Below are 18,766 nucleotides of genomic sequence, written 5' to 3' on the forward strand. Positions count from 1 at the left end.
ACCCGTCCGTTCGTCGCCTAGGCCTGGGCGTTGACGATGAAGTCGACGGCGTCGCCGACGGTCTTGAGGTTCTTGACCTCCTCGTCGGGGATCTTGACGTCGAACTTCTCCTCGGCGTTGACGACGATCGTCATCATCGAGATGGAGTCGATGTCGAGGTCGTCGGTGAACGACTTGTCCGCCTCGACCGTGTCGGTCGCGATGCCGGTCTCGTCGTTGATCAGCTCGGCCAGGCCGGCAAGCACTTCGTCGCGGGACAATGCCATGGTTCTTCTCCTTGCAGGGGTGTCTCGTCGTATGACCGAGACACAGTCTAGATGGACGGTGGTCGGCGGCTCAGGGCAGAGCCACCACTTGGGCGCCGAACACGAGTCCGGCGCCGAAGCCGATCTGGAGGGCGAGGCCCCCGGAGAGCTCGGGGTGCTCCTCGAGCAGTCGGTGCATCGCGAGCGGTATGGAGGCCGCCGAGGTGTTGCCGGTCGTCGCGATGTCGCGGCCGATCACGACCGACTCGGGCAGCTTCAGCTGCTTGGCGAACTCGTCGATGATGCGCATGTTCGCCTGGTGCGGGAGGAACGCGGCGAGGTCGTCGGCGGTGATGCCCGCGGCATCCAGCGCCTGCTTCGCGACCTTGGCCATGTCCCACACGGCCCAGCGGAAGACCGTCTGGCCCTCCTGGCGGAGCGTCGGCCACGGCGCCTCGCCGTCGCGGAACTCGGTCAGCGTGTGGTTCATGCCCACGGCGCCGGCCTTCGAGCCGTCGGACCCCCACACGGTCGCCCCGATGCCGGGCTCCTCGCTCGGCCCGACCACGACCGCGCCCGCGCCGTCGCCGAGCAGGAACGAGATCGTGCGGTCGGTGGGGTCGACGACATCGGAGAGCTTCTCGGCGCCGATGACCAGCGCGTAGTGCGCGGCACCGGCGCGGATCAGCGCGTCGGCCTGCGCGACCGCGTAGGCGTAGCCGGCGCACGCGGCGTTCATGTCGTAGGCGGCGGCCGGGTTGGCTCCCACGCGGTCGGCGACGACCGCGGCGATCGAGGGCGTCTGCTGCACGTTCGAGATCGTCGCGACGATGACCAGGTCGATCTGCTCGGCGGGGATCCCGGAGCGCTCGATCGCCTCGCGCCCGGCATCGGTCGCGAGGTCGACCGCGAGCACGTCGGCGCCCGCACGCACGCGCGTGATGATCCCGGTGCGCTGCCGGATCCACTCGTCGGACGAGTCGATCGGGCCGACCAGGTCGTCATTCGGCACGGCGTGCTCGCCGCGGGCGGCGCCCACCGAGTAGAGGCGGGTGAAGGCGGGACCGTGCGACTGGGTCAGCGTGGGGTGCGTCATTCGTTCTCTCGTCGGGAGTGGGGGTGGCTAGGCGGACTGCTCGATCAGCTCGATCGCGGCGGGGAGGTCGTCGGGCGTCTTGACGGCCACGGTCGGGACGCCCTTCAGCGCGCGCTTGGCCAGGCCGACGAGCGCGCCGGCCGGCGCGAGCTCGATGAGCCCCGTCACGCCGGCGTCGGCGAAGGAGTCCATGCAGCGGTCCCAGCGGACGGGGGAGGCGACCTGGCCGACGAGCAGCTCGACGAACCGCGATCCCGAGGTCACCTGCGAGCCGTCGCGGTTGGTCCAGAGCGTGACGCCCGGGTCGGACACGTCGAGCGACGCCGCGACCTCGGCCAGCCGGTCTCGTGCCGGCTGCATGTAGCGCGTGTGGAAGGCGCCGGCCACCTGGAGCGGGATGACCCGCGACCCGGCGGGCGGTTCGGCCTTCAGCTGCTCGAGCGCGTCGAGCGCACCCGCGACGACGACCTGGCCGCCGCCGTTGAAGTTGGCGGGCTCGAGGCCGAGCACCTCGAGGCGCGCGAGGAGGTCGGCCTCGTCGGCGCCGATGACGGCGCTCATGCCGGTCGGCTCGAGGGCCGCGGCATCCGCCATCGCGCGACCCCGCGCGGCGACGAAGCGCATCGCATCGGCCTCGCCCAGGACGCCGGTGGCGGCAGCGGCCGTGATCTCGCCGACCGAGTGGCCGGCCACGCCGCCGAGCCGCTCGTCGCGCCCGCCGGCCGCCAGCGCGCCGAAGGTCAGGATGCCCGCCGCGACGATGAGCGGCTGGGCGATCGCGGTGTCGCGGATCGTGTCGGCGTCGCTCTCGGTGCCGTGCAGCGCGAGGTCGAGGCCCGCGGCGTCGGAGAGCGCCGCGAGGCGGTCGCCGAACGACGGCTCGGCGAGCCAGGGAGCGAGGAAACCGGGGGTCTGGGAGCCCTGTCCAGGGCAGACGACGACGATCACCGCTCCAGTCTGCCAATCCCGCAGGGGCCGCGTGTGTGCACTCGCGACAAGGTCTCGATCGAGTCGTTGTCTCGACGGCACATACCGATGGTCAGTTCGCGGGCCGGCGACGCGGAGTCGCCTCGTGATCGCTCATCGACCCGATGATCAGCGCCGACTGGAGGATGAGCGCCTCGCGGGCGCCCGTGGCATCCCACCCGATCACGTCGGAGACCCGCTTCAGGCGGTACCGCACGGTGTTCGGGTGCACGAAGAGCTCGCGCGCCGTCGCCTCGAGCGAGCGGCCGTTGTCGAGGTAGCTCCAGAGCGTGGTGAGCAGCTCGGTCGAGTGTGCCTGCAGCGGGCGGTAGATGCGGTGCACGAGCGTCGCCCGCGCGAGCGGATCGCCCGCGAGCGCGCGCTCGGGCAGCAGGTCGTCGGCGTGCACGGGCCTGGGGGCGTGCCGCCACGATCGCGCCACGGCGAAGCCCGCCAGGGCCGCCTTGGCGCTCTTGCCGGCATCCACGAGGTTGGCCACCTCGTGGCCGAGCACCAGGTGGCCGGCGCCGAAGTGGGGCTCGAGCTGCGTCGCGATCTCCATGAAGGTGAGCGCCGGCGCGGTCCCGACGGCCTCCTCGGTCTCGCGTCCGCGCGGATCGGCCCGGCCGATCACCACGACGAGCCGGTTGCCCTGTACGCCCACGAGGACGTCGGCCTGCATGTGCCGGGCCGCACGACGCACCTGGTCGACGTCGAACAGCTTGGGCGCGGTGCCCACGAGCACCGCGACCTCGCCGTGGCCGTGCCATCCCAGCGCGGCGATGCGACTCGGCAGCTCGTCGTCGTACTCGCCCGAGAGGATCGAGTCGACGACGAGGGCCTCGAGGCGCGCATCCCACAGCCCGCGCGCCTCCGCCGCCCGGGCGTAGACGTCGGCGGCGGCGAACGCGATCTCGCGCGAATACAGCAGGATCGCCTCGCGCAGGGGCTCGCCGCCGTCCTTCACGCGTTCCTCGACGACCTCGACGGTCACGCGGATCAGCTGCAGCGTCTGCTGCAGGCTCACCGAGCGGAGGAGCTCGCGCGGCGCCGCGCCGAACACGTCGGCCGCGATCCACGGCGTGGACCTCGGGTCGTCGAACCACGCGATGAACGAGGTGATGCCGGCCTGGGCGACGAGGCCCACGGCGGAGCGCCGGCTCGGCGGCATCTCGCCGTACCAGGGCAGGGTGTCCTCCAGACGCTTGAGCGTCTGCGTGGAGAGCTCACCCGAGATGGTGCGCAACCACGCGAGGGTCTCCGCCTTGGTCCTGGGCTTCGTCGCCACCGTCGCTTCGCCCGCTAGCTCTCGCCGCCGGCGGTGCCGGTCGTGCCCGCGTTGACGTCGTGGAGGCGGTACTTCTCGATCGCACGAGCCGGCAGCGAGGGATCGACCTCGCCGCGCTCGGCGAGCATCTGGAGCGTGCGCACCACGACCGACGGGCCGTCGATCTTGAAGTACCGGCGAGCCGCCGGGCGGGTGTCGGAGAAGCCGAACCCGTCGGCACCGAGGGTGGCGTACTGCCCGGGCACGTAGGGACGGATCTGCTCCTGCACGGCGTGCATGTAGTCGGACACGGCCACGAACGGTCCGCGTGCGTCGGCGAGCTTCTGCGTGAGGTACGGCACGCGGCGCTCCGCTTCCGGGTGCAGGAAGTTGTGCTGGTCGGCGGCGAGGCCGTCGCGCGTGAGCTCGGACCAGCTCGTGACCGACCAGACGTCGGCCGCCACGCCCCAGTCCTGCCCGAGTAGGTGCTGGGCCTCGATGATCCACGGCACCGCCACGCCCGAGGCGAGCAGCTGCGCGCGGGGTCCGTCGCCCCAGCCCTCGGAGACGCGGTGGATGCCGCGCACGATGCCCTCGACGTCGACGCTCTCGGGTTCGGCCGGCTGCACGAGCGGCTCGTTGTACACCGTGAGGTAGTACATGACGTTGGGGTCGGGGTGGGCGCCGCCGTACATCCGGTCGAGGCCGGAGCGGACGATGTGGCCGATCTCGTAGCCGTACGCAGGGTCGTACGAGACGACCGCCGGGTTCGTCGCCGCGAGCAGCGGCGAGTGCCCGTCGGCGTGCTGCAGGCCCTCGCCGGTCAGCGTGGTGCGGCCCGCGGTCGCGCCGATCATGAACCCGCGCGTCATCTGGTCGCCGGCCGCCCAGATCGCGTCGCCCGTGCGCTGGAACCCGAACATCGAGTAGAAGACGTAGATCGGGATGAGCGGCTCGCCCTGCGTCGAGTACGACGTGCCGACCGCCGTGAACGCGGCGAGCGCGCCGGCCTCGTTGATGCCGACGTGCACGATCTGGCCCTGCGGGCTCTCCTTGTACGCCAGCAGCAGCTCGCGGTCGACCGAGGTGTAGTGCTGGCCGTTCGGGTTGTAGATCTTCGCGTTCGGGAAGAACGCGTCCATGCCGAACGTGCGCGCCTCGTCGGGGATGATCGGCACGATGCGGTTGCCGAAGTCCTTCGAGCGCATGAGGTCCTTCAGCAGGCGGACGAACGCCATGGTGGTGGCGACCTCCTGCGTGCCCGAGCCCTTCTTCGCGATCGCGTAGGCCGAGTCGTCGGGCAGCGAGATCGCCGTGTGGTTCGTGCGACGCTCGGGCAGGTAGCCGCCGAGCTCGCGACGGCGCTCGTGCAGGTACTGGATCGCCTCATCCTGCTCGCCGGGGTGGTAGTACGGCGGGAGGTACGGGTTCTCCTCGAGCTGCGCGTCGGAGATCGGGATGCGCATCGTGTCCCTGAAGGTCTTCAGGTTGTCGAGCGTCATCTTCTTCATCTGGTGGGTCGCGTTGCGGCCCTCGAACGCCGGGCCGAGGCCGTAGCCCTTGATGGTCTTCGCGATGATGACGGTCGGCTGGCCCTTGTGCTCCACGGCCGCCTTGAACGCCGCGTACACCTTGCGGTAGTCGTGGCCGCCGCGCTTGAGGCCCCACACCTGGTCGTCGGTGAGGTCCTTCACGAGCTCGAGCGCGCGCGGGTCGCGGCCGAAGAAGTTCTCGCGCACGTACGCGCCCGACTCGGCCTTGTACGTCTGGTAGTCGCCGTCGGGCGTGACGTTCATGAGGTTGCGCAGCGCGCCGTCGTGGTCGCGCGCGAGCAGGTCGTCCCACTCGCGGCCCCAGATGACCTTGATGACGTTCCAGCCGGCGCCGCGGAAGAAGCTCTCGAGCTCCTGGATGATCTTGCCGTTGCCGCGGACGGGGCCGTCGAGGCGCTGCAGGTTCGCGTTGATGACGAACGTGAGGTTGTCGAGTCCCTCGTTCGCGGCGACCTGGAGCTGGCCGCGGCTCTCGACCTCGTCCATCTCGCCGTCGCCGAGGAACGCCCAGACGTGCTGGTCGGACGCGTCCTTGATGCCGCGGTTGGTGAGGTACTTGTTCAGCTGCGCCTGGTAGATCGCGTTGATCGGCCCGAGGCCCATCGAGACGGTCGGGAACTGCCAGAACTCCGGCATGAGCCGCGGGTGCGGGTAGGACGAGAGCCCGTTCGGGGCGTGCGACTTCTCCTGGCGGAAGCCGTCGAGCTGGTCGGCCGAGAGCCGGCCCTCGAGGAAGGCGCGGGCGTACGTGCCGGGGGAGGCGTGGCCCTGGATGAAGATCTGGTCGCCGCCGCCGGGGTGGTCCTGGCCACGGAAGAAGTGGTTGAAGCCGACCTCGTAGAGCGCCGCCGACGACGCGTAGGTCGAGATGTGGCCGCCCACGGCGATGCCGGGCCGCTGCGAACGGTGCACGAGCATGGCCGCGTTCCAGCGGATCCACGCGCGGTAGCGACGCTCGATCTCCTCGTCGCCGGGGAACTCGGGCTCGTTCTCGGGGGCGATCGTGTTCAGGTAGTCCGTGGTCGGCACCATCGGCACGCCCAGGTGCAGCTCCTTGGAGCGCTTGAGCAGGCTGAGCATGATCTCACGCCCGCGCTGGTGGCCCTTCTCGGCGACGAGGGCGTCGAGGGACTCGGCCCACTCGGTGGTCTCCTCGGGATCGGAGTCCATCGCCTCGACCGAGTACGGGTCCTGGTCGTTGACAGTCACACTCGACCTCTCTCTTCAGCAGATCGTGCCTTCGGGAACGTGCGTGCGCACGGCGGAACGACCGGGTCACGGTCGGAGGCACCACGCCATCCTAGTGATTCTATGCCGGTGCATGACGGGCTAGGCTGGCGCGCGTCCAGACCCCGGTCGTGAGGAGCGCTCGTGATCCTCGGTCCCGGCGCCGTCGCGCCCGGCTTCGAGCTGCCCGACCGGTTCGGCGCGCCGCAGCGGCTGGCCGACCGACGCGGCGTCCGCCCCGTCGTGCTCGCGTTCGTCCCGTTCGCGTTCTCGCGAACGTGCACCGGCGAGCTGCGCGAGCTCGACGCGAACGCGGGCCTGTTCGCCGACGCCGGCGCCGAGCTCCTCGTGGCGTCGGTCGACGCGAAGTACGCGCTGCGGGCGTGGGGCGAGGCCGAGGGCGTCGACGTGGCGCTGCTGTCGGACTTCTGGCCGCACGGCGCCGTGGCGCGCGCGTACGGCGCGTTCGACGAGGAGGCCGGGTTCGCCCGCCGCGCCACGTTCGCGATCGGCGTCGACGGCGTCATCCGCTCGTCGTTCGCCACCGGCCCCGGCGAGGCGAGGTCGATCGAGGCCTACCGCGCGGCGCTGGCGACGCTCTGAACGACGCTCACGCCAGGATGTTGACGGACCGCGCGATCACGAGCGCGAGGATGAGGAATCCGCCGAACGCCTGGAGCCCCATCAGCAGCTTCACCCGCCACGAGAGCGGCATGGCGTCGGTCGCGCTGAACGCCATCGAGTTCGACAGCGACGTGTAGAGGTAGTCCGCGAAGCGCGGCGTCCAGTCCTGCCGCGCCGCCGACCTCGCGGCCACTTCGGGCGCGGCGTCCGCGTCCTCGTCCTGCGGGAACCGGAAGTCCGCGGGCGGCAGGGTCGCCCGCGCGTCCATCGTGCGTCGTACCGGCCCGCCGCGATCGAGCTCCCAGTACAGCGTCGCGAAGCCGATCACGTTGGCGACCCACACCTGGAGCGCGGCCTGCAGCAGGCCCGGCGCGTCCTTCGCGACCGTGAGCAGGCTGACGACGAGCGTGACGAGCGTGAGCTGGTTCGCGACGACGAGCAGCACGGCGAGCGCGATCGCGAGCCGCCGCGACCACGCCGACTGCCGCGTCAGGCGGTGCGGGTTCTCGATGACGAGCGGAATGAGCAGGGCCAGGCCCGTGCCGACGACGACGAAGCGCTGGGCGCCGATGAACTCGTTCGGCAGCGCCGCGTAGAGCCCGAGCGCCAGCAGCAGCGCCGCGACCACCGGCCACCGGTGCTCGGACACCGTGGTGCGGCTCGGATGCTGCTGGACGACCGCCATGGCGCGAGTCTATGCACGCACGAGGCCGGGGCGTCGGATGGCGCGGCGCCGCGTCGTACGATGGGGGAGCGCCGCGTGCGGCGAGGGCCTTTAGCTCAGTTGGTAGAGCGCCACGCTTACACCGTGGATGTCGTCGGTTCGAGCCCGGCAGGGCCCACCCCCGAGGGCGACCCGCCGGCGGGCGCGGTGCGCGCCGGCGCTAGGCTGGGCGGGTGCCCGTCCTCCTCGCCGACCTGCTCGCGACCGTCGAGCGACTCTGGCCGGTGTCCGGCGCCGAGCCGTGGGACGCTCCCGGTCTCGTGACCGGCGATCCCGCCCGCGAGGTCTCGCGGGTCGCGCTGGCGGTCGACGCGGTCGCCGCGACGGTCGACGAGGCCGTCGGGGCCGGCGCCGACGTGCTCATCGCACACCATCCGCTGCTGCTGCGCGGTGTGACCTCGATCGCCGAGGACCGCTACAAGGGCGCGCTGCTCGCGCGCCTCATCCGCGCCGACTGCGCGCTCATCGCGGCGCACACGAACGCCGACGTGGTCGAGACCGGCACGTCCGCGGTGCTCGCCGACCGCCTCGGGCTCGTCGACGCGACGCCGATCGTGCCCGGTGCGACGGATGGCACGCGCGGCCTCGGCCGGGTCGGCCGCCTCCCCGAGCCGACCACCCTCGGCCGTCTCGCGCGCCGCCTCGCCGAGGTGCTGCCGCCGACCGCGAGCGGCGTGCGCGCCGCCGGCGGCTACGACGACCCCGTGTCGACCGTCGCGGTGTGCGGCGGAGCCGGCGACTCGCTCCTCTCGCACCCCGCCGTGCAGCGCGCCGACGTGTACGTGACCGCCGACCTCCGCCACCACCCCGCGTCGGAGGCACGCGAACAGGCCGTGCTCGGCGGCGGCCCGGCACTGATCGACGTGTCGCACTGGGCCAGCGAATGGCTCTGGCTGGATGCCGCGGCCGGCGAGCTGCGCGCGGCGCATCCCGACCTCGAGGTCGCCGTGAGCGACCTTCGCACCGATCCCTGGGACTTCCAGGTCCTGCAGTGACCCGTCCCGCCCCCACCCCTCCGAGGAGCACCACGTGAAGGCCAGCCCCGCCGACCAGCAGCAGCTGCTGCGCCTCCAGTCGATCGACACGCGCCTGCAGCAGCTCGCCCACCGCCTCCGTTCGCTGCCCCAGACGGCCGAGCTGACCGCACTGGCCGAGCGCGACACGGGCGTGCGCGGCCGCCGCGCCGAGGCCGTGGGCGCGCTCGAGGACGCGCGCACCGAGCTCGGGCGCATCGAGTCCGACGTCGACGTGGTCGAGAAGCGCATCGCGCGCGATGGCGAGCGGCTCACGCACACCTCGTCGATGAAGGACGTGGCGGCCCTCGAAGCCGAGCTCGTGTCGCTGCGCAAGCGCCTCTCCGACCTGGAGGACCTCGAGCTCGTCGTCATGGAGAAGGTCGAGGCCGCGGAGGCGACCGTCGCCGGGATCGACGCCGAACGCGCCGACATCGCCGCCGACGTCGCGCGGCTCGAGGGGGAGCGCGACGAGGCCGCGGGCGGCCTCGCCACCGAGCGCGACGGGGCCGAGCGCGATCGCACCGCCATCGCCGCCACCGTGCCGGAGGCGCTCCTCGCGTTCTACGAGCAGCGGCGGGCGCGCGGCGGCGGCGTGGGCGCGGCGCTCCTCAGCCAGCGCACCTGCGGCGGCTGCACCATCACCCTCACCGGCTCCGACCTCGAGGCCGTGCGGCGAGCCGCGCCCGACGAGGTCGTGCAGTGCCCCGAGTGCGACCGGATCCTCGTCCGGACCGACGAGTCGGGGCTCTGAGCCCGTCCGAGCGCCCGTCCGACCCGGCGCGATAGGCTGGGAATGCGAGCGGGTCGGCAAGACGGCCGCGTCGCCCGGTGCGAATCGGGCGCCGAGGAACGTCCGGGCTCCGCAGGGCAGGACGGTGGGTAACGCCCACCCGGGGTGACCCGCGAGACAGTGCCACAGAAAGCAGACCGCCGCAGGCTCGCCTGCGGTAAGGGTGAAACGGTGGGGTAAGAGCCCACCAGCGGCCGCGGCGACGCGGTCGGCTCGGCAAACCTCGTCCGGAGCAAGGCCAGACAGGGAACCATGGGGCGGCCCGTCCCGTTCCCGGGTAGGCCGCTGGAGGGCTGCGGCAACGCAGCTCCGAGAGAGATGGCCGTCCAGCCGGTGTCGCGCAAGCGCCCGGTGAACAGAACCCGGCGTATCAGCCGGCCCGCTCGCACTCCTCGGATCCGGCGCGACCGGCTAGAACCGCGCGGCCAGCGCCGCCGCGCCGAGCAGGCCCGCGTTGTTGCGGAAGGCCGCCGGCACGATCGGCGTGTCGAGCGAGAGCAGGGGCAGGAACTGCTCGTGGTGCTTCGAGACGCCGCCGCCGACGATGAAGAGGTCGGGGGAGAAGAGGAACTCGACGTGCGAGTAGTAGCGCTGCAGTCGCTCGGCCCACTGCGACCAGGAGAGCTGCTCGCGCTCCATCGCCGAGTACGCGGCGCGATCCTCGGCGTCGTGGCCGTCGATCTCGAGGTGACCGAGCTCGCTGTTCGGCACCAGCACGCCGTCGTAGACGAACGCCGAGCCGATGCCGGTGCCGAGAGTCGTCAGGATGGCGAGGCCCCGCTCGCCGCGCGCGGCGCCAAACTGCGACTCGGCGTAGCCGGCGGCATCCGCGTCGTTGATGAAGTGGATGGGCGTGCCGAGCTCGCGCTCGAACAGCGCCTCGGCCTCGAGCCCGATCCACTCGTCGGAGATGTTCGCCGCCGAGAGGGTGCGTCCGTGCCGCACGATCGCGGGGAAGCACACCCCGAGCGGAAGCGAGGCGTGGCCCTGGCCGGCGATGATCGAGAGCAGCTGCCCCGTCGCCGCGACGATGTCGCCGGGGCGGCCGCCGGCCGGCGTCTTGATCTTGATCCGCTCGGTGACCAGCTCGCCGGTGCCGAGGTCGACGACCGCGCCCTTGATGCCCGTGCCGCCGATGTCGATGCCGATCGCACGCTCAGTCGCCATGGCGACACTGTATCGCGGCGCGTTCGGCCGACGTTCAGGGCAGGGTCAGGATCTCCGCGCCGCGCTCGGTCACCACGAGCGTGTGCTCGAACTGCGCGGTCAGCGACCGGTCGCGCGTGACGACCGTCCAGTCGTCGTCCCAGACCTCCCACTCGGTCGTGCCGAGCGTGAGCATGGGCTCGATCGTGAAGACCATGCCGGGCTCGATCACGGTCGTCGCGCTCGGGTCGTCGTAGTGGGGGATGACGAGCCCCGTGTGGAACGCGCGCCCGACGCCGTGCCCGGTGTACTCGCGCACGACGCCGTACCCGAACCGCCTCGCGTACGACTCGATCGCGCGTCCGATCACGTTGACCTGCCGGCCGGGGGCGACCGCGCGGATGCCGCGGGCGAGCGCCTCGCGCGTGCGCTCGACCAGCAGGCGCACCTCCTCGCTCGCGTCGCCGACCACGAACGTGTGGTTGAGGTCGCCGTGGAACCCGTCGAGGTACGCCGTCACGTCGATGTTGACGAGGTCGCCCTCCTCGAGCGCGGTGTCGTCGGGGATGCCGTGGCAGATGACCTCGTTCACCGACGTGCACGAGGACTTCGGGTAGCCGCGGTAGCCGAGTGTCGAGGGGTAGGCGCCGTGCGCGACCACGTACTCGTGCGCGATCCGATCGAGCTCGTCGGTCGTGACCCCGGGACCGATCGCCTCCGCGGCCGCCTGGATCGCGCCGGCCGCGACGCGCCCGGCGGCGCGGATGCGCTCGACCTCGTCGGGGGAGTAGCGGTCGCCGCCGGTGTTCGGCGTCGGCGCGGCGCGGCCCACGTACTCGGGCCGGGGGATCGCGGCGGGCACGGCATGCGTGGGCGACAGTCGGCCGGGGATCAGGCGGCCGGCGGGGTCCTTGGGCATAGGATCAGCCTATGTCGCGGGATGCCGAGCACCAGTTCTGGTACAACCTCACCACCGGCGCGGTCGAGGAGGGGATGGTCTCCCCGGCCGTCGAGCGGGTCGGCCCGTTCGAGACGCGCGAGGAGGCCGAGCACGCCCTCGAGATCCTTCGCGCGAACAGCGCGAAGTGGGCCGAGGAGGAGGCCGCCGAGGACTGAGCCGCCGGCACGCGCGCACGCGCGCCGCCGCCTCGTCAGTAGGAGTGCTCCTCGGTCGGATAGGCGCCCGACGAGACATCCGCCCGCCAGGCGTTCGCCGCCTCGCTGAGCACGCCCGCGAGGTTGGCGTACTGCTTCACGAACTTCGGGATGCGCCCGGTCGTCAGCCCGGCCCAGTCGGTCCACACGAGCAGCTGGCCGTCGCAGTGCGGGCCGGCGCCGACCGAGATCGTGGGAATGTGCAGTCGCTCGGTGACCTGCCTCGCCGCGTCGGCCGGCACCATCTCGAGCACCACGGCGAACGCCCCGGCATCCTGCACCGCCTCGGCGTCGGCGAGCAGCTGCGTCACGCCCTCGCCGCGGCCCTGGATGATGTGACCGCCCAGCTGGTGCTCGCTCTGCGGGGTGTAGCCGATGTGCGCCATGACCGGGATGCCGGCGCCGACGATGCGCCGGATCTGCTTCTGGCTGCGTTCCCCGCCCTCGAGCTTGACCGCGTGGGCGCCGGTCTCCTTCATGAACCGGATGGCGGTGTGCAGCGCCTCGTCGGGGCCGTTCTCGTAGGAGCCGAACGGCATGTCGGCGACCACGAACGCGCGCGACACCGCACCCGCGACGGCGCGCGTGAGCGGGATCAGCTCGTCGACCGTCACCGGCAGGGTCGTCTCGTAGCCGAGCACGTTGTTGCCGGCGGAGTCGCCGACGAGGAGGAAGTCGATGCCGGCCTCGTCGAAGATGCGCGCCGTGAGCTGGTCGTAGCTGGTCAGGCCCGTGATCTTGATGCCCTCGCGTTTGGCGTTCTGGAAGTGCCGGGTGCGCACGCGCTTGGGGCCGCCGGTCACCCGTGCGGCGCCGCCGTACGGGTTCTCGGTGACCGAGGTGTCGGCTGCGGACGCTGCGTCGCTGGATGCGTGGTCGGACATGCCGTCATCCTCGCACAGCGCTCCGTCACCCGGCCGGGCGCGGCGGCGCGACCCAGTACGCTGAAGAGCATCGAGGAAGGGTGTGCATGGACAAGCAGCGCGACTTCGTTCTCCGGACCATCGAAGAGCGAGGGGTCAAGTTCGTCAGGCTGTGGTTCACCGACGTGGTCGGCACACTGAAGTCGGTCGCGATCGCGCCCGCCGAGGTCGAGGGCGCGTTCACCGAGGGCATCGGGTTCGACGGCTCGGCGATCGAGGGGCTCAGCCGCACGTTCGAGTCCGACCTGCTCGCCTTCCCCGATCCGACCACCTTCCAGACCCTGCCGTGGCGCGGCGACGTCGATCCGACCGCCCGCATGTTCTGCGACATCACGACGCCCGACGGCGAACCGGCCGTCGCCGATCCGCGCAACGTGCTCAAGCGCACGCTCGCGCGCGCCGCCGACCGCGGCTTCACCTTCTACACGCACCCCGAGATCGAGTTCTACCTGCTGAAGTCGAGCAAGTACGGTCCCGAGGGGCCGCAGCCGGTCGATTCCGCGGGCTACTTCGACAACGTGCCGGGCGGCACCGCGCACGACTTCCGCCGCCGCTCGGTGCGCATGCTGGAGGACCTCGGCATCTCGGTCGAGTTCAGCCACCACGAGGCGGGTCCCGGCCAGAACGAGATCGACCTGCGGTACGCCGATGCCCTGACGACGGCCGACAACATCATGACCTTCCGCACCGTGGTGAAGGAGGTCGCGATCGAGCAGGGCGTCTACGCGACGTTCATGCCGAAGCCCTTCTCGCACTACCCGGGTTCGGGCATGCACACCCACCTGTCGCTCTTCGAGGGCGACGCCAACGCGTTCTACGAGCCCGGCGCGCAGTACCAGCTCTCGAAGATCGGCCGCCAGTTCATCGCCGGCCTGCTCCGCCACGCGAACGAGATCTCGGCCGTGACCAACCAGTTCGTCAACTCGTACAAGCGCCTCTGGGGCGGCGACGAGGCGCCGAGCTTCATCTGCTGGGGCCACAACAACCGGTCGGCGCTCGTGCGCGTGCCGCTGTACAAGCCCAACAAGGGTCAGAGCGCGCGCGTCGAGTACCGCGCGATCGACTCCGCCGCCAACCCGTACCTCGCGTTCTCGCTGCTGCTGGCCGCCGGCATGAAGGGCATCGAGGAGGGCTACGAGCTCCCGCCCGAGGCCGAGGACGACGTGTGGGCGCTCACCGACAGCGAGCGTCGCGCGCTCGGGTACCGTCCGTTGCCCGCGAGCCTCGACCACGCGATCGAGTACATGGAGGAGTCCGAGCTCGTGGCCGACACGCTCGGCGAGCACGTGTACAACTACGTGCTGGCCAACAAGCGCGCCGAGTGGCGCGACTACCGCACGCAGGTCACGCCGTTCGAGTTGCAGCGCAACCTCGAGATCCTCTGACGAGCGCGGGCGGATGACGCGGCAGGTCCCCATGCTGGGCGCCCTCGCGCGCGCGGGGTTCGACGACCTCGACCGGGCGGCGTCGGGGCTCGGCGAGCTCGCGGACGACGCGGGGCTCGCTCCCGAGACCCTGCTCGAGGGCTTCGCCGCGGCGGCCGACCCCGACCAGGCCCTGGCCGAGCTGAGACGACTCGTCGAGCGCGCGCCTGATGCCGTCCGCGGCATCCTGCACGACCCGGCGTCGCTCGATCGCGCCGCGCGCCTGCTCGGCGCCTCGCGGGGCCTCGCGGAGTTCCTCCTGCGCAACCTCGACGAGCTCGCGCTGCTACGCGAGGAGCCCGTGTCGCCGCGCTCGGCCGAGGCGATGGCCGCCGAGCTGCTCGAGGTCGTGACCTCGGTCGAGGCCCCCGCGGCCACGCTCGCCGACGTGGGTGCACGGGCCCTGCGCGTGCGCTATCGACGCCTGCTCGCCGGCATCGCCCTGTGGGACCTGACCAGCCACGACGCCGTCGCCGCGGTCGACACGGTCGCCGCCGGCCTCGCCGATCTCGCCGGTGCCGCGCTCGATGCGGCGCTCGAGCTCGCCCGGCGCGTCGTCGGCCGCGTCGAGGGCGAACCAGCGGGGCCCGGGCGCTTCCCGGCCGCCGAGGTCGCCGCGACGCGACTGGCGATCATCGGCATGGGCAAGGCCGGTGCGCGCGAGCTGAACTACGTCAGCGACGTCGACGTGATCTTCGTCGCCGAGTCGGCCGACGAGGTGGTCGCCTCCACGGCGCGCTCGCTCGACATCGCGACGCGGCTCGCGATGTCGACCATGCGCCTGATCGGGGAGCCCGGGATCGAGCCGCCGCTCTGGGAGGTCGACCCCAACCTGCGCCCCGAGGGGAAGGACGGCGCGCTCGTCCGCACGCTCGACTCGCACCTGCAGTACTACGACCGATGGGCCAAGAGCTGGGAGTTCCAGGCCCTGCTGAAGGCCCGCCCGCTCGCGGGCGACGCCGACCTCGGCGACCGGTACGCGGCGGGCGTCGCGCCCAAGGTGTGGGCGAGCTCGTCGCGCGAGGGCTTCGTCGAGTCGGTCCAGCGCATGCGCGAGCGCGTCACCGAGCACATCCCCGCCGACGAGGTCGACGTGCAGTTGAAGCTCGGGCCGGGCGGACTGCGCGACATCGAGTTCACCGTTCAGCTGCTCCAGCTCGTGCACGGCGCGACCGACTCGGCGATCCGCCAGGCCGGCACCCTGCCGGCACTGGCCTCGCTCGCCGAGCACGGATACGTCGGACGGGAGGAGTCCGCGGAGTTCTCGCGCGACTACCGGATCCTGCGCGTGCTCGAGCACCGGCTCCAGCTCGCCCGCCTCCGTCGCACGCACCTCATGCCGCGAGACGAGGCCGCGACGCGGGTCCTCGCGCGCGCCTCGGGGCTCGGCCGGAGCGCCGACGAGCTCACCGCCGTCTGGCAGTCGACCCGCCGCCGGGTCCGTGGCCTGCACGAGCGCCTGTTCTACCGCCCGCTCCTGTCGGCGGTGGCCGCGCTGCCCGCCGAAGGCCTCGAGCTCACGAGCGAGCAGGCCGAGGCACGTCTCGCGGCGATCGGCTTCCGCGACCCTCGCGGCGCGCTCGCGCACATCGGCGCGCTCACCGCCGGGGTCTCGCGTCGCGCGACCATCCAGCGCCACCTCATGCCCGTGCTCATCTCGTGGTTCGCCGAGGGCACCGACCCCGACTACGGCCTGCTCGCGTTCCGCCGGATCAGCGACACGCTCGGCACGACGCACTGGTACCTCCGGCTGCTGCGCGACTCCTCCGACGCCGCCCTGCGCCTCACGCGCGTGCTCTCGGGCTCGCGGTTCGCGGGCGAACTGCTCGAGCGGATCCCCGAGGCGGTCGCGTGGCTCGAAGACCTCGAGGAGCTGCGGCCGCGGCCGCTGGCCGCACTGCGCGACGAGAGCTCCGCGGTGCTCTCGCGCCATGCCGAGCTCGACCCGGCCGCCAAGGTCCTGCGCGCGATGCGGCGTCGCGAGGTGCTCCGGCTCGCCTTGGCCTCGATGCTCGACGGGTGCACCATCGAGGAGCTCGGCCACGGGCTGAGCGACGTCACCGAGGCCCACATCGACGGCCTCGTGCGCGCCATCCGCCGCGAGCCCGACGGCATCGAGTTCGCGGTGATCGGCATGGGCCGGTTCGGCGGGCGCGAGCTCGGCATCGGCTCCGACGCCGACATCCTGTACGTCTACCGACCGGCCGGGGCCGAACCGGATGCCGCGCACTCGCGCGCGCTCAAGGTCGTCTCCGAGCTCGTCCGCGTGAGCGAGGATGCGCGCCTGCCGTTCGAGCTCGACGCGGGCCTGCGCCCCGAGGGGCGCAACGGCGTGATCGTCCGCTCGCTCGACGCGTATCGCGCCTACTACGCCCGCTGGTCGCTCACCTGGGAGGCGCAGGCGCTGCTCCGTGCGAGGGGCGTCGCCGGCGACGCCGCGCTCGTCGGGGACTTCACCGAGCTGGCCGACGGGGTCCGCTACCCGGAGGCGATCGCCGAACGCGAGGTGCGCGAGGTCAAGCGCATCAAGGCGAGAGTCGAGAACGAGCGACTGCCGCAGGGCGCCGACCCGACCCGTCACCTCAAGCTCGGGCGCGGGTCGCTCAGCGACGTCGAATGGTTCGTGCAGCTCGTCCAGCTCGAGCACGCCGCCCGCGTGCCGGCGCTCCGCACCGCATCGACGCTCGACGCGCTGGCCGCGTCGGTGGCGGCCGGGCTGATCGACGCGCAGGATGCCGAGACGCTGCGGTCGGCGTGGATCTTCGCCTCGCGGGCCCGATCGGCGCTCACGCTCTGGCTCGACAAGACCACCGACGTGCTGCCGGTCGAGCGCACCCAGCTCGAGGGCGTGGCGCGGATCATGGGCTACCCGCCCGGGTCGGCGACCAGGCTGGAGGACGACTACCTGCAGGTCACGCGCCGCGCCCGCGCCGTCTTCGAGCGCGGCTTCTACGGCGTCGAGCCCAAGCGCGAGCCCACCACGGGCTGAGGCCCGCGGCATCCGGAGCCCGCGCCGCCGACCCCCTGCCCGGACATGACACGAGGCCCGTGCCGCAGATGCGGCACGGGCCTCGGCTCTCCCTGGGGGAGGGGAGAGGGACTAGACGCCGTAGTAGAGCTCGAACTCGAACGGGTGGGGACGCTGGGCCAGCGGCTTCAGCTCCTTCTCGCGCTTGTAGTCGATCCAGGTCTCGATGAGCTCCTTGGTGAACACGCCGCCCTCGAGGAGGAAGTCGTGGTCGGCCTCGAGCGCCTCGAGCGCCTCGCCCAGCGAGCCGGGCACCTGCGGGATCGCCTTGGCCTCCTCGGGCGGGAGCTCGTAGAGGTCCTTGTCGACCGGCTCGTGCGGCTCGATGCGGTTCTTGATGCCGTCGAGGCCGGCCATGAGCTGGGCGGCGAACGCGAGGTACGGGTTGCCCGAGGCATCCGGCGCGCGGAACTCGATGCGCTTGGCCTTCGGGTTGGTGCCCGTGATCGGGATGCGGATCGACGCCGAGCGGTTGCCCGCCGAGTAGACCAGGTTGACCGGGGCCTCGAAGCCCGGAACCAGGCGGTGGTACGAGTTGACCGTCGGGTTCGTGAAGGCGAGCACCGCCGGAGCGTGCTTGAGGATGCCGCCGATGTACCAGCGCGCGATGTCGGACAGGCCGCCGTAGCCGGCCTCGTCGTAGAACAGGGGCTTGCCCTCGTTCCAGAGCGACTGGTGGGTGTGCATGCCCGACCCGTTGTCGCCGAACAGCGGCTTCGGCATGAACGTGGCGGTCTTGCCCCACTGGTCGGCCGTGTTCTTGACGATGTACTTGAACTTCAGGATGTCGTCGGCCGCGTGCACCATCGTGTCGAAGCGGTAGTTGATCTCGGCCTGGCCGCCCGTGCCCACCTCGTGGTGCGCGCGCTCGAGGATGAGGCCCGCCTCGATGAGCTTCAGCGAGATGTCGTCGCGCAGGTCGGCCTGCTTGTCGACCGGCGAGACCGGGAAGTAGCCGCCCTTGTACGGGGTCTTGTTGCCGAGGTTGCCGCCCTCTTCGACGCGCCCGGAGTTCCAGGCGCCCTCCTCGGAGTCGACCGAGTAGAAGCTCGCGTTCTGCTTCACCTCGTAGCGCACGTCGTCGAAGATGTAGAACTCGGCCTCGGGGGCGAAGTAGGCGGTGTCGGCGATGCCGGTCGAGGCGAGGTACTTCTCGGCCTTCTTGGCGACCTGGCGCGGGTCCTTCGCGTAGATCTCGCCGTTGCGCGGGTTGTAGATGTCGAAGACCATGATCAGCGTGCGCTCGGCCCGGAACGGGTCGATGTACGCCGTGGAGACATCGGGGATGAGCTGCATGTCGGACTCGTGGATCGACGCGAAGCCGCGGATCGACGACCCGTCGAAGAGCTGGCCGACGGTGAAGAAGTCCTCGTCGACGGTGGAGGCCGGGATGTTGAAGTGCTGCTGCACGCCCGGGAGGTCGGTGAAACGGATGTCGAGGAACTTGACGTCCGTCTCCTTGATGAACTTGAGGACTTCTGAGGAATCACTGAACATGTGACGAGGCTCCAAGGGCGGGTAGAAGGCGAGGACGCAGTCGTTCGACCGCATGCGACGCTACGCGGGCGGAGTTTCCCTGCCG

16 protein-coding genes, 1 tRNA gene and 1 other RNA gene are annotated in these 18,766 nt (G+C 71.6%); 8 read left to right on the forward strand and 10 right to left on the reverse strand.

What is annotated here, in order from left to right; all coding sequences use genetic code 11:
- Positions 1 to 17: 17 nt before the first annotated feature.
- The 5 genes from JOD46_RS10830 to aceE form a co-directional block, all read right to left on the reverse strand.
- Positions 18 to 266 (reverse strand): acyl carrier protein, encoded by a 249-nt coding sequence (locus JOD46_RS10830; protein WP_092670197.1) that lies wholly within the window; start codon positions 264 to 266, stop codon positions 18 to 20.
- Positions 267 to 336: 70 nt separating this feature from the next.
- On the reverse strand, positions 337 to 1,341 hold the full coding sequence (locus tag JOD46_RS10835) for a beta-ketoacyl-ACP synthase III (protein WP_204394153.1): 1,005 nt from the start codon (positions 1,339 to 1,341) through the stop codon (positions 337 to 339).
- A gap of 27 nt (positions 1,342 to 1,368) precedes the next feature.
- Positions 1,369 to 2,289 (reverse strand): ACP S-malonyltransferase, encoded by a 921-nt coding sequence (locus JOD46_RS10840; protein ID WP_204394155.1) that lies wholly within the window; start codon positions 2,287 to 2,289, stop codon positions 1,369 to 1,371.
- Between the two features lie 91 nt (positions 2,290 to 2,380).
- Positions 2,381 to 3,595: a PucR family transcriptional regulator gene (locus JOD46_RS10845; RefSeq protein WP_204394157.1), complete on the reverse strand. Its 1,215-nt coding sequence runs from the start codon at positions 3,593 to 3,595 to the stop codon at positions 2,381 to 2,383.
- A 14-nt stretch (positions 3,596 to 3,609) separates the two neighbouring features.
- Complete coding sequence (gene aceE / locus JOD46_RS10850; RefSeq protein ID WP_204394159.1) at positions 3,610 to 6,336, reverse strand: pyruvate dehydrogenase (acetyl-transferring), homodimeric type; 2,727 nt, start codon at positions 6,334 to 6,336, stop codon at positions 3,610 to 3,612.
- A gap of 162 nt (positions 6,337 to 6,498) precedes the next feature.
- Here aceE and JOD46_RS10855 point away from each other — a divergent pair, with 162 nt between their 5' ends.
- Positions 6,499 to 6,957 carry a peroxiredoxin gene (locus tag JOD46_RS10855; RefSeq protein ID WP_204394161.1) on the forward strand — a complete coding sequence of 153 codons (459 nt, stop codon included), beginning with the start codon at positions 6,499 to 6,501 and terminating at the stop codon, positions 6,955 to 6,957.
- 7 nt (positions 6,958 to 6,964) lie between these two features.
- On the opposite strand, the gene JOD46_RS10860 is transcribed toward JOD46_RS10855, so the two are convergent.
- Positions 6,965 to 7,663 carry a hypothetical protein gene (locus JOD46_RS10860; RefSeq protein WP_204394163.1) on the reverse strand — a complete coding sequence of 233 codons (699 nt, stop codon included), beginning with the start codon at positions 7,661 to 7,663 and terminating at the stop codon, positions 6,965 to 6,967.
- 84 nt (positions 7,664 to 7,747) lie between these two features.
- On the opposite strand from JOD46_RS10860, the gene JOD46_RS10865 reads away from it, so the two are divergent.
- The 4 genes from JOD46_RS10865 to rnpB all read left to right on the forward strand — a co-directional run bounded on the left by JOD46_RS10865 (position 7,748) and on the right by rnpB (position 9,894).
- Positions 7,748 to 7,820: transfer RNA gene (locus tag JOD46_RS10865), tRNA-Val, on the forward strand.
- A 55-nt stretch (positions 7,821 to 7,875) separates the two neighbouring features.
- Positions 7,876 to 8,697: a Nif3-like dinuclear metal center hexameric protein gene (locus JOD46_RS10870; RefSeq protein ID WP_204394165.1), complete on the forward strand. Its 822-nt coding sequence runs from the start codon at positions 7,876 to 7,878 to the stop codon at positions 8,695 to 8,697.
- A gap of 34 nt (positions 8,698 to 8,731) precedes the next feature.
- Positions 8,732 to 9,469 (forward strand): zinc ribbon domain-containing protein, encoded by a 738-nt coding sequence (locus tag JOD46_RS10875; RefSeq protein WP_204394167.1) that lies wholly within the window; start codon positions 8,732 to 8,734, stop codon positions 9,467 to 9,469.
- Between the two features lie 49 nt (positions 9,470 to 9,518).
- An RNA gene (gene rnpB / locus JOD46_RS10880) (RNase P RNA component class A) lies at positions 9,519 to 9,894 on the forward strand.
- Between the two features lie 25 nt (positions 9,895 to 9,919).
- Here rnpB and ppgK read toward each other — a convergent pair.
- Together ppgK and map are read right to left on the reverse strand one after the other, a co-directional pair.
- Entirely contained in the window at positions 9,920 to 10,675 is a 756-nt protein-coding gene (gene ppgK, locus JOD46_RS10885; protein ID WP_204394169.1) for a polyphosphate--glucose phosphotransferase, read from the reverse strand.
- A 34-nt stretch (positions 10,676 to 10,709) separates the two neighbouring features.
- Positions 10,710 to 11,573 carry a type I methionyl aminopeptidase gene (map, locus tag JOD46_RS10890; RefSeq protein ID WP_204394171.1) on the reverse strand — a complete coding sequence of 288 codons (864 nt, stop codon included), beginning with the start codon at positions 11,571 to 11,573 and terminating at the stop codon, positions 10,710 to 10,712.
- An 11-nt stretch (positions 11,574 to 11,584) separates the two neighbouring features.
- On the opposite strand from map, the gene JOD46_RS10895 reads away from it, so the two are divergent.
- The gene (locus JOD46_RS10895; RefSeq protein ID WP_204394173.1) at positions 11,585 to 11,770 is read left to right on the forward strand and encodes an SPOR domain-containing protein; all 186 of its coding nucleotides are present in this window, start codon (positions 11,585 to 11,587) and stop codon (positions 11,768 to 11,770) included.
- 35 nt (positions 11,771 to 11,805) lie between these two features.
- On the opposite strand, the gene panB is transcribed toward JOD46_RS10895, so the two are convergent.
- Positions 11,806 to 12,693, reverse strand: a complete 888-nt coding sequence (gene panB, locus JOD46_RS10900) for a 3-methyl-2-oxobutanoate hydroxymethyltransferase (RefSeq protein ID WP_204394175.1) — start codon at positions 12,691 to 12,693, stop codon at positions 11,806 to 11,808.
- Between the two features lie 86 nt (positions 12,694 to 12,779).
- On the opposite strand from panB, the gene JOD46_RS10905 reads away from it, so the two are divergent.
- The gene (locus JOD46_RS10905) at positions 12,780 to 14,117 is read left to right on the forward strand and encodes a glutamine synthetase family protein (RefSeq protein WP_204394177.1); all 1,338 of its coding nucleotides are present in this window, start codon (positions 12,780 to 12,782) and stop codon (positions 14,115 to 14,117) included.
- Between the two features lie 13 nt (positions 14,118 to 14,130).
- Positions 14,131 to 17,145: a bifunctional [glutamine synthetase] adenylyltransferase/[glutamine synthetase]-adenylyl-L-tyrosine phosphorylase gene (locus JOD46_RS10910; RefSeq protein ID WP_204394179.1), complete on the forward strand. Its 3,015-nt coding sequence runs from the start codon at positions 14,131 to 14,133 to the stop codon at positions 17,143 to 17,145.
- 111 nt (positions 17,146 to 17,256) lie between these two features.
- Here JOD46_RS10910 and glnA read toward each other — a convergent pair whose 3' ends face one another.
- Positions 17,257 to 18,681 (reverse strand): type I glutamate--ammonia ligase, encoded by a 1,425-nt coding sequence (gene glnA, locus JOD46_RS10915; RefSeq protein ID WP_204394181.1) that lies wholly within the window; start codon positions 18,679 to 18,681, stop codon positions 17,257 to 17,259.
- Between the last annotated feature and the right edge of the window lie 85 nt (positions 18,682 to 18,766).

Source organism: Agromyces aurantiacus (assembly GCF_016907355.1).
Classification (GTDB): Bacteria; Actinomycetota; Actinomycetes; order Actinomycetales; family Microbacteriaceae; genus Agromyces; species Agromyces aurantiacus.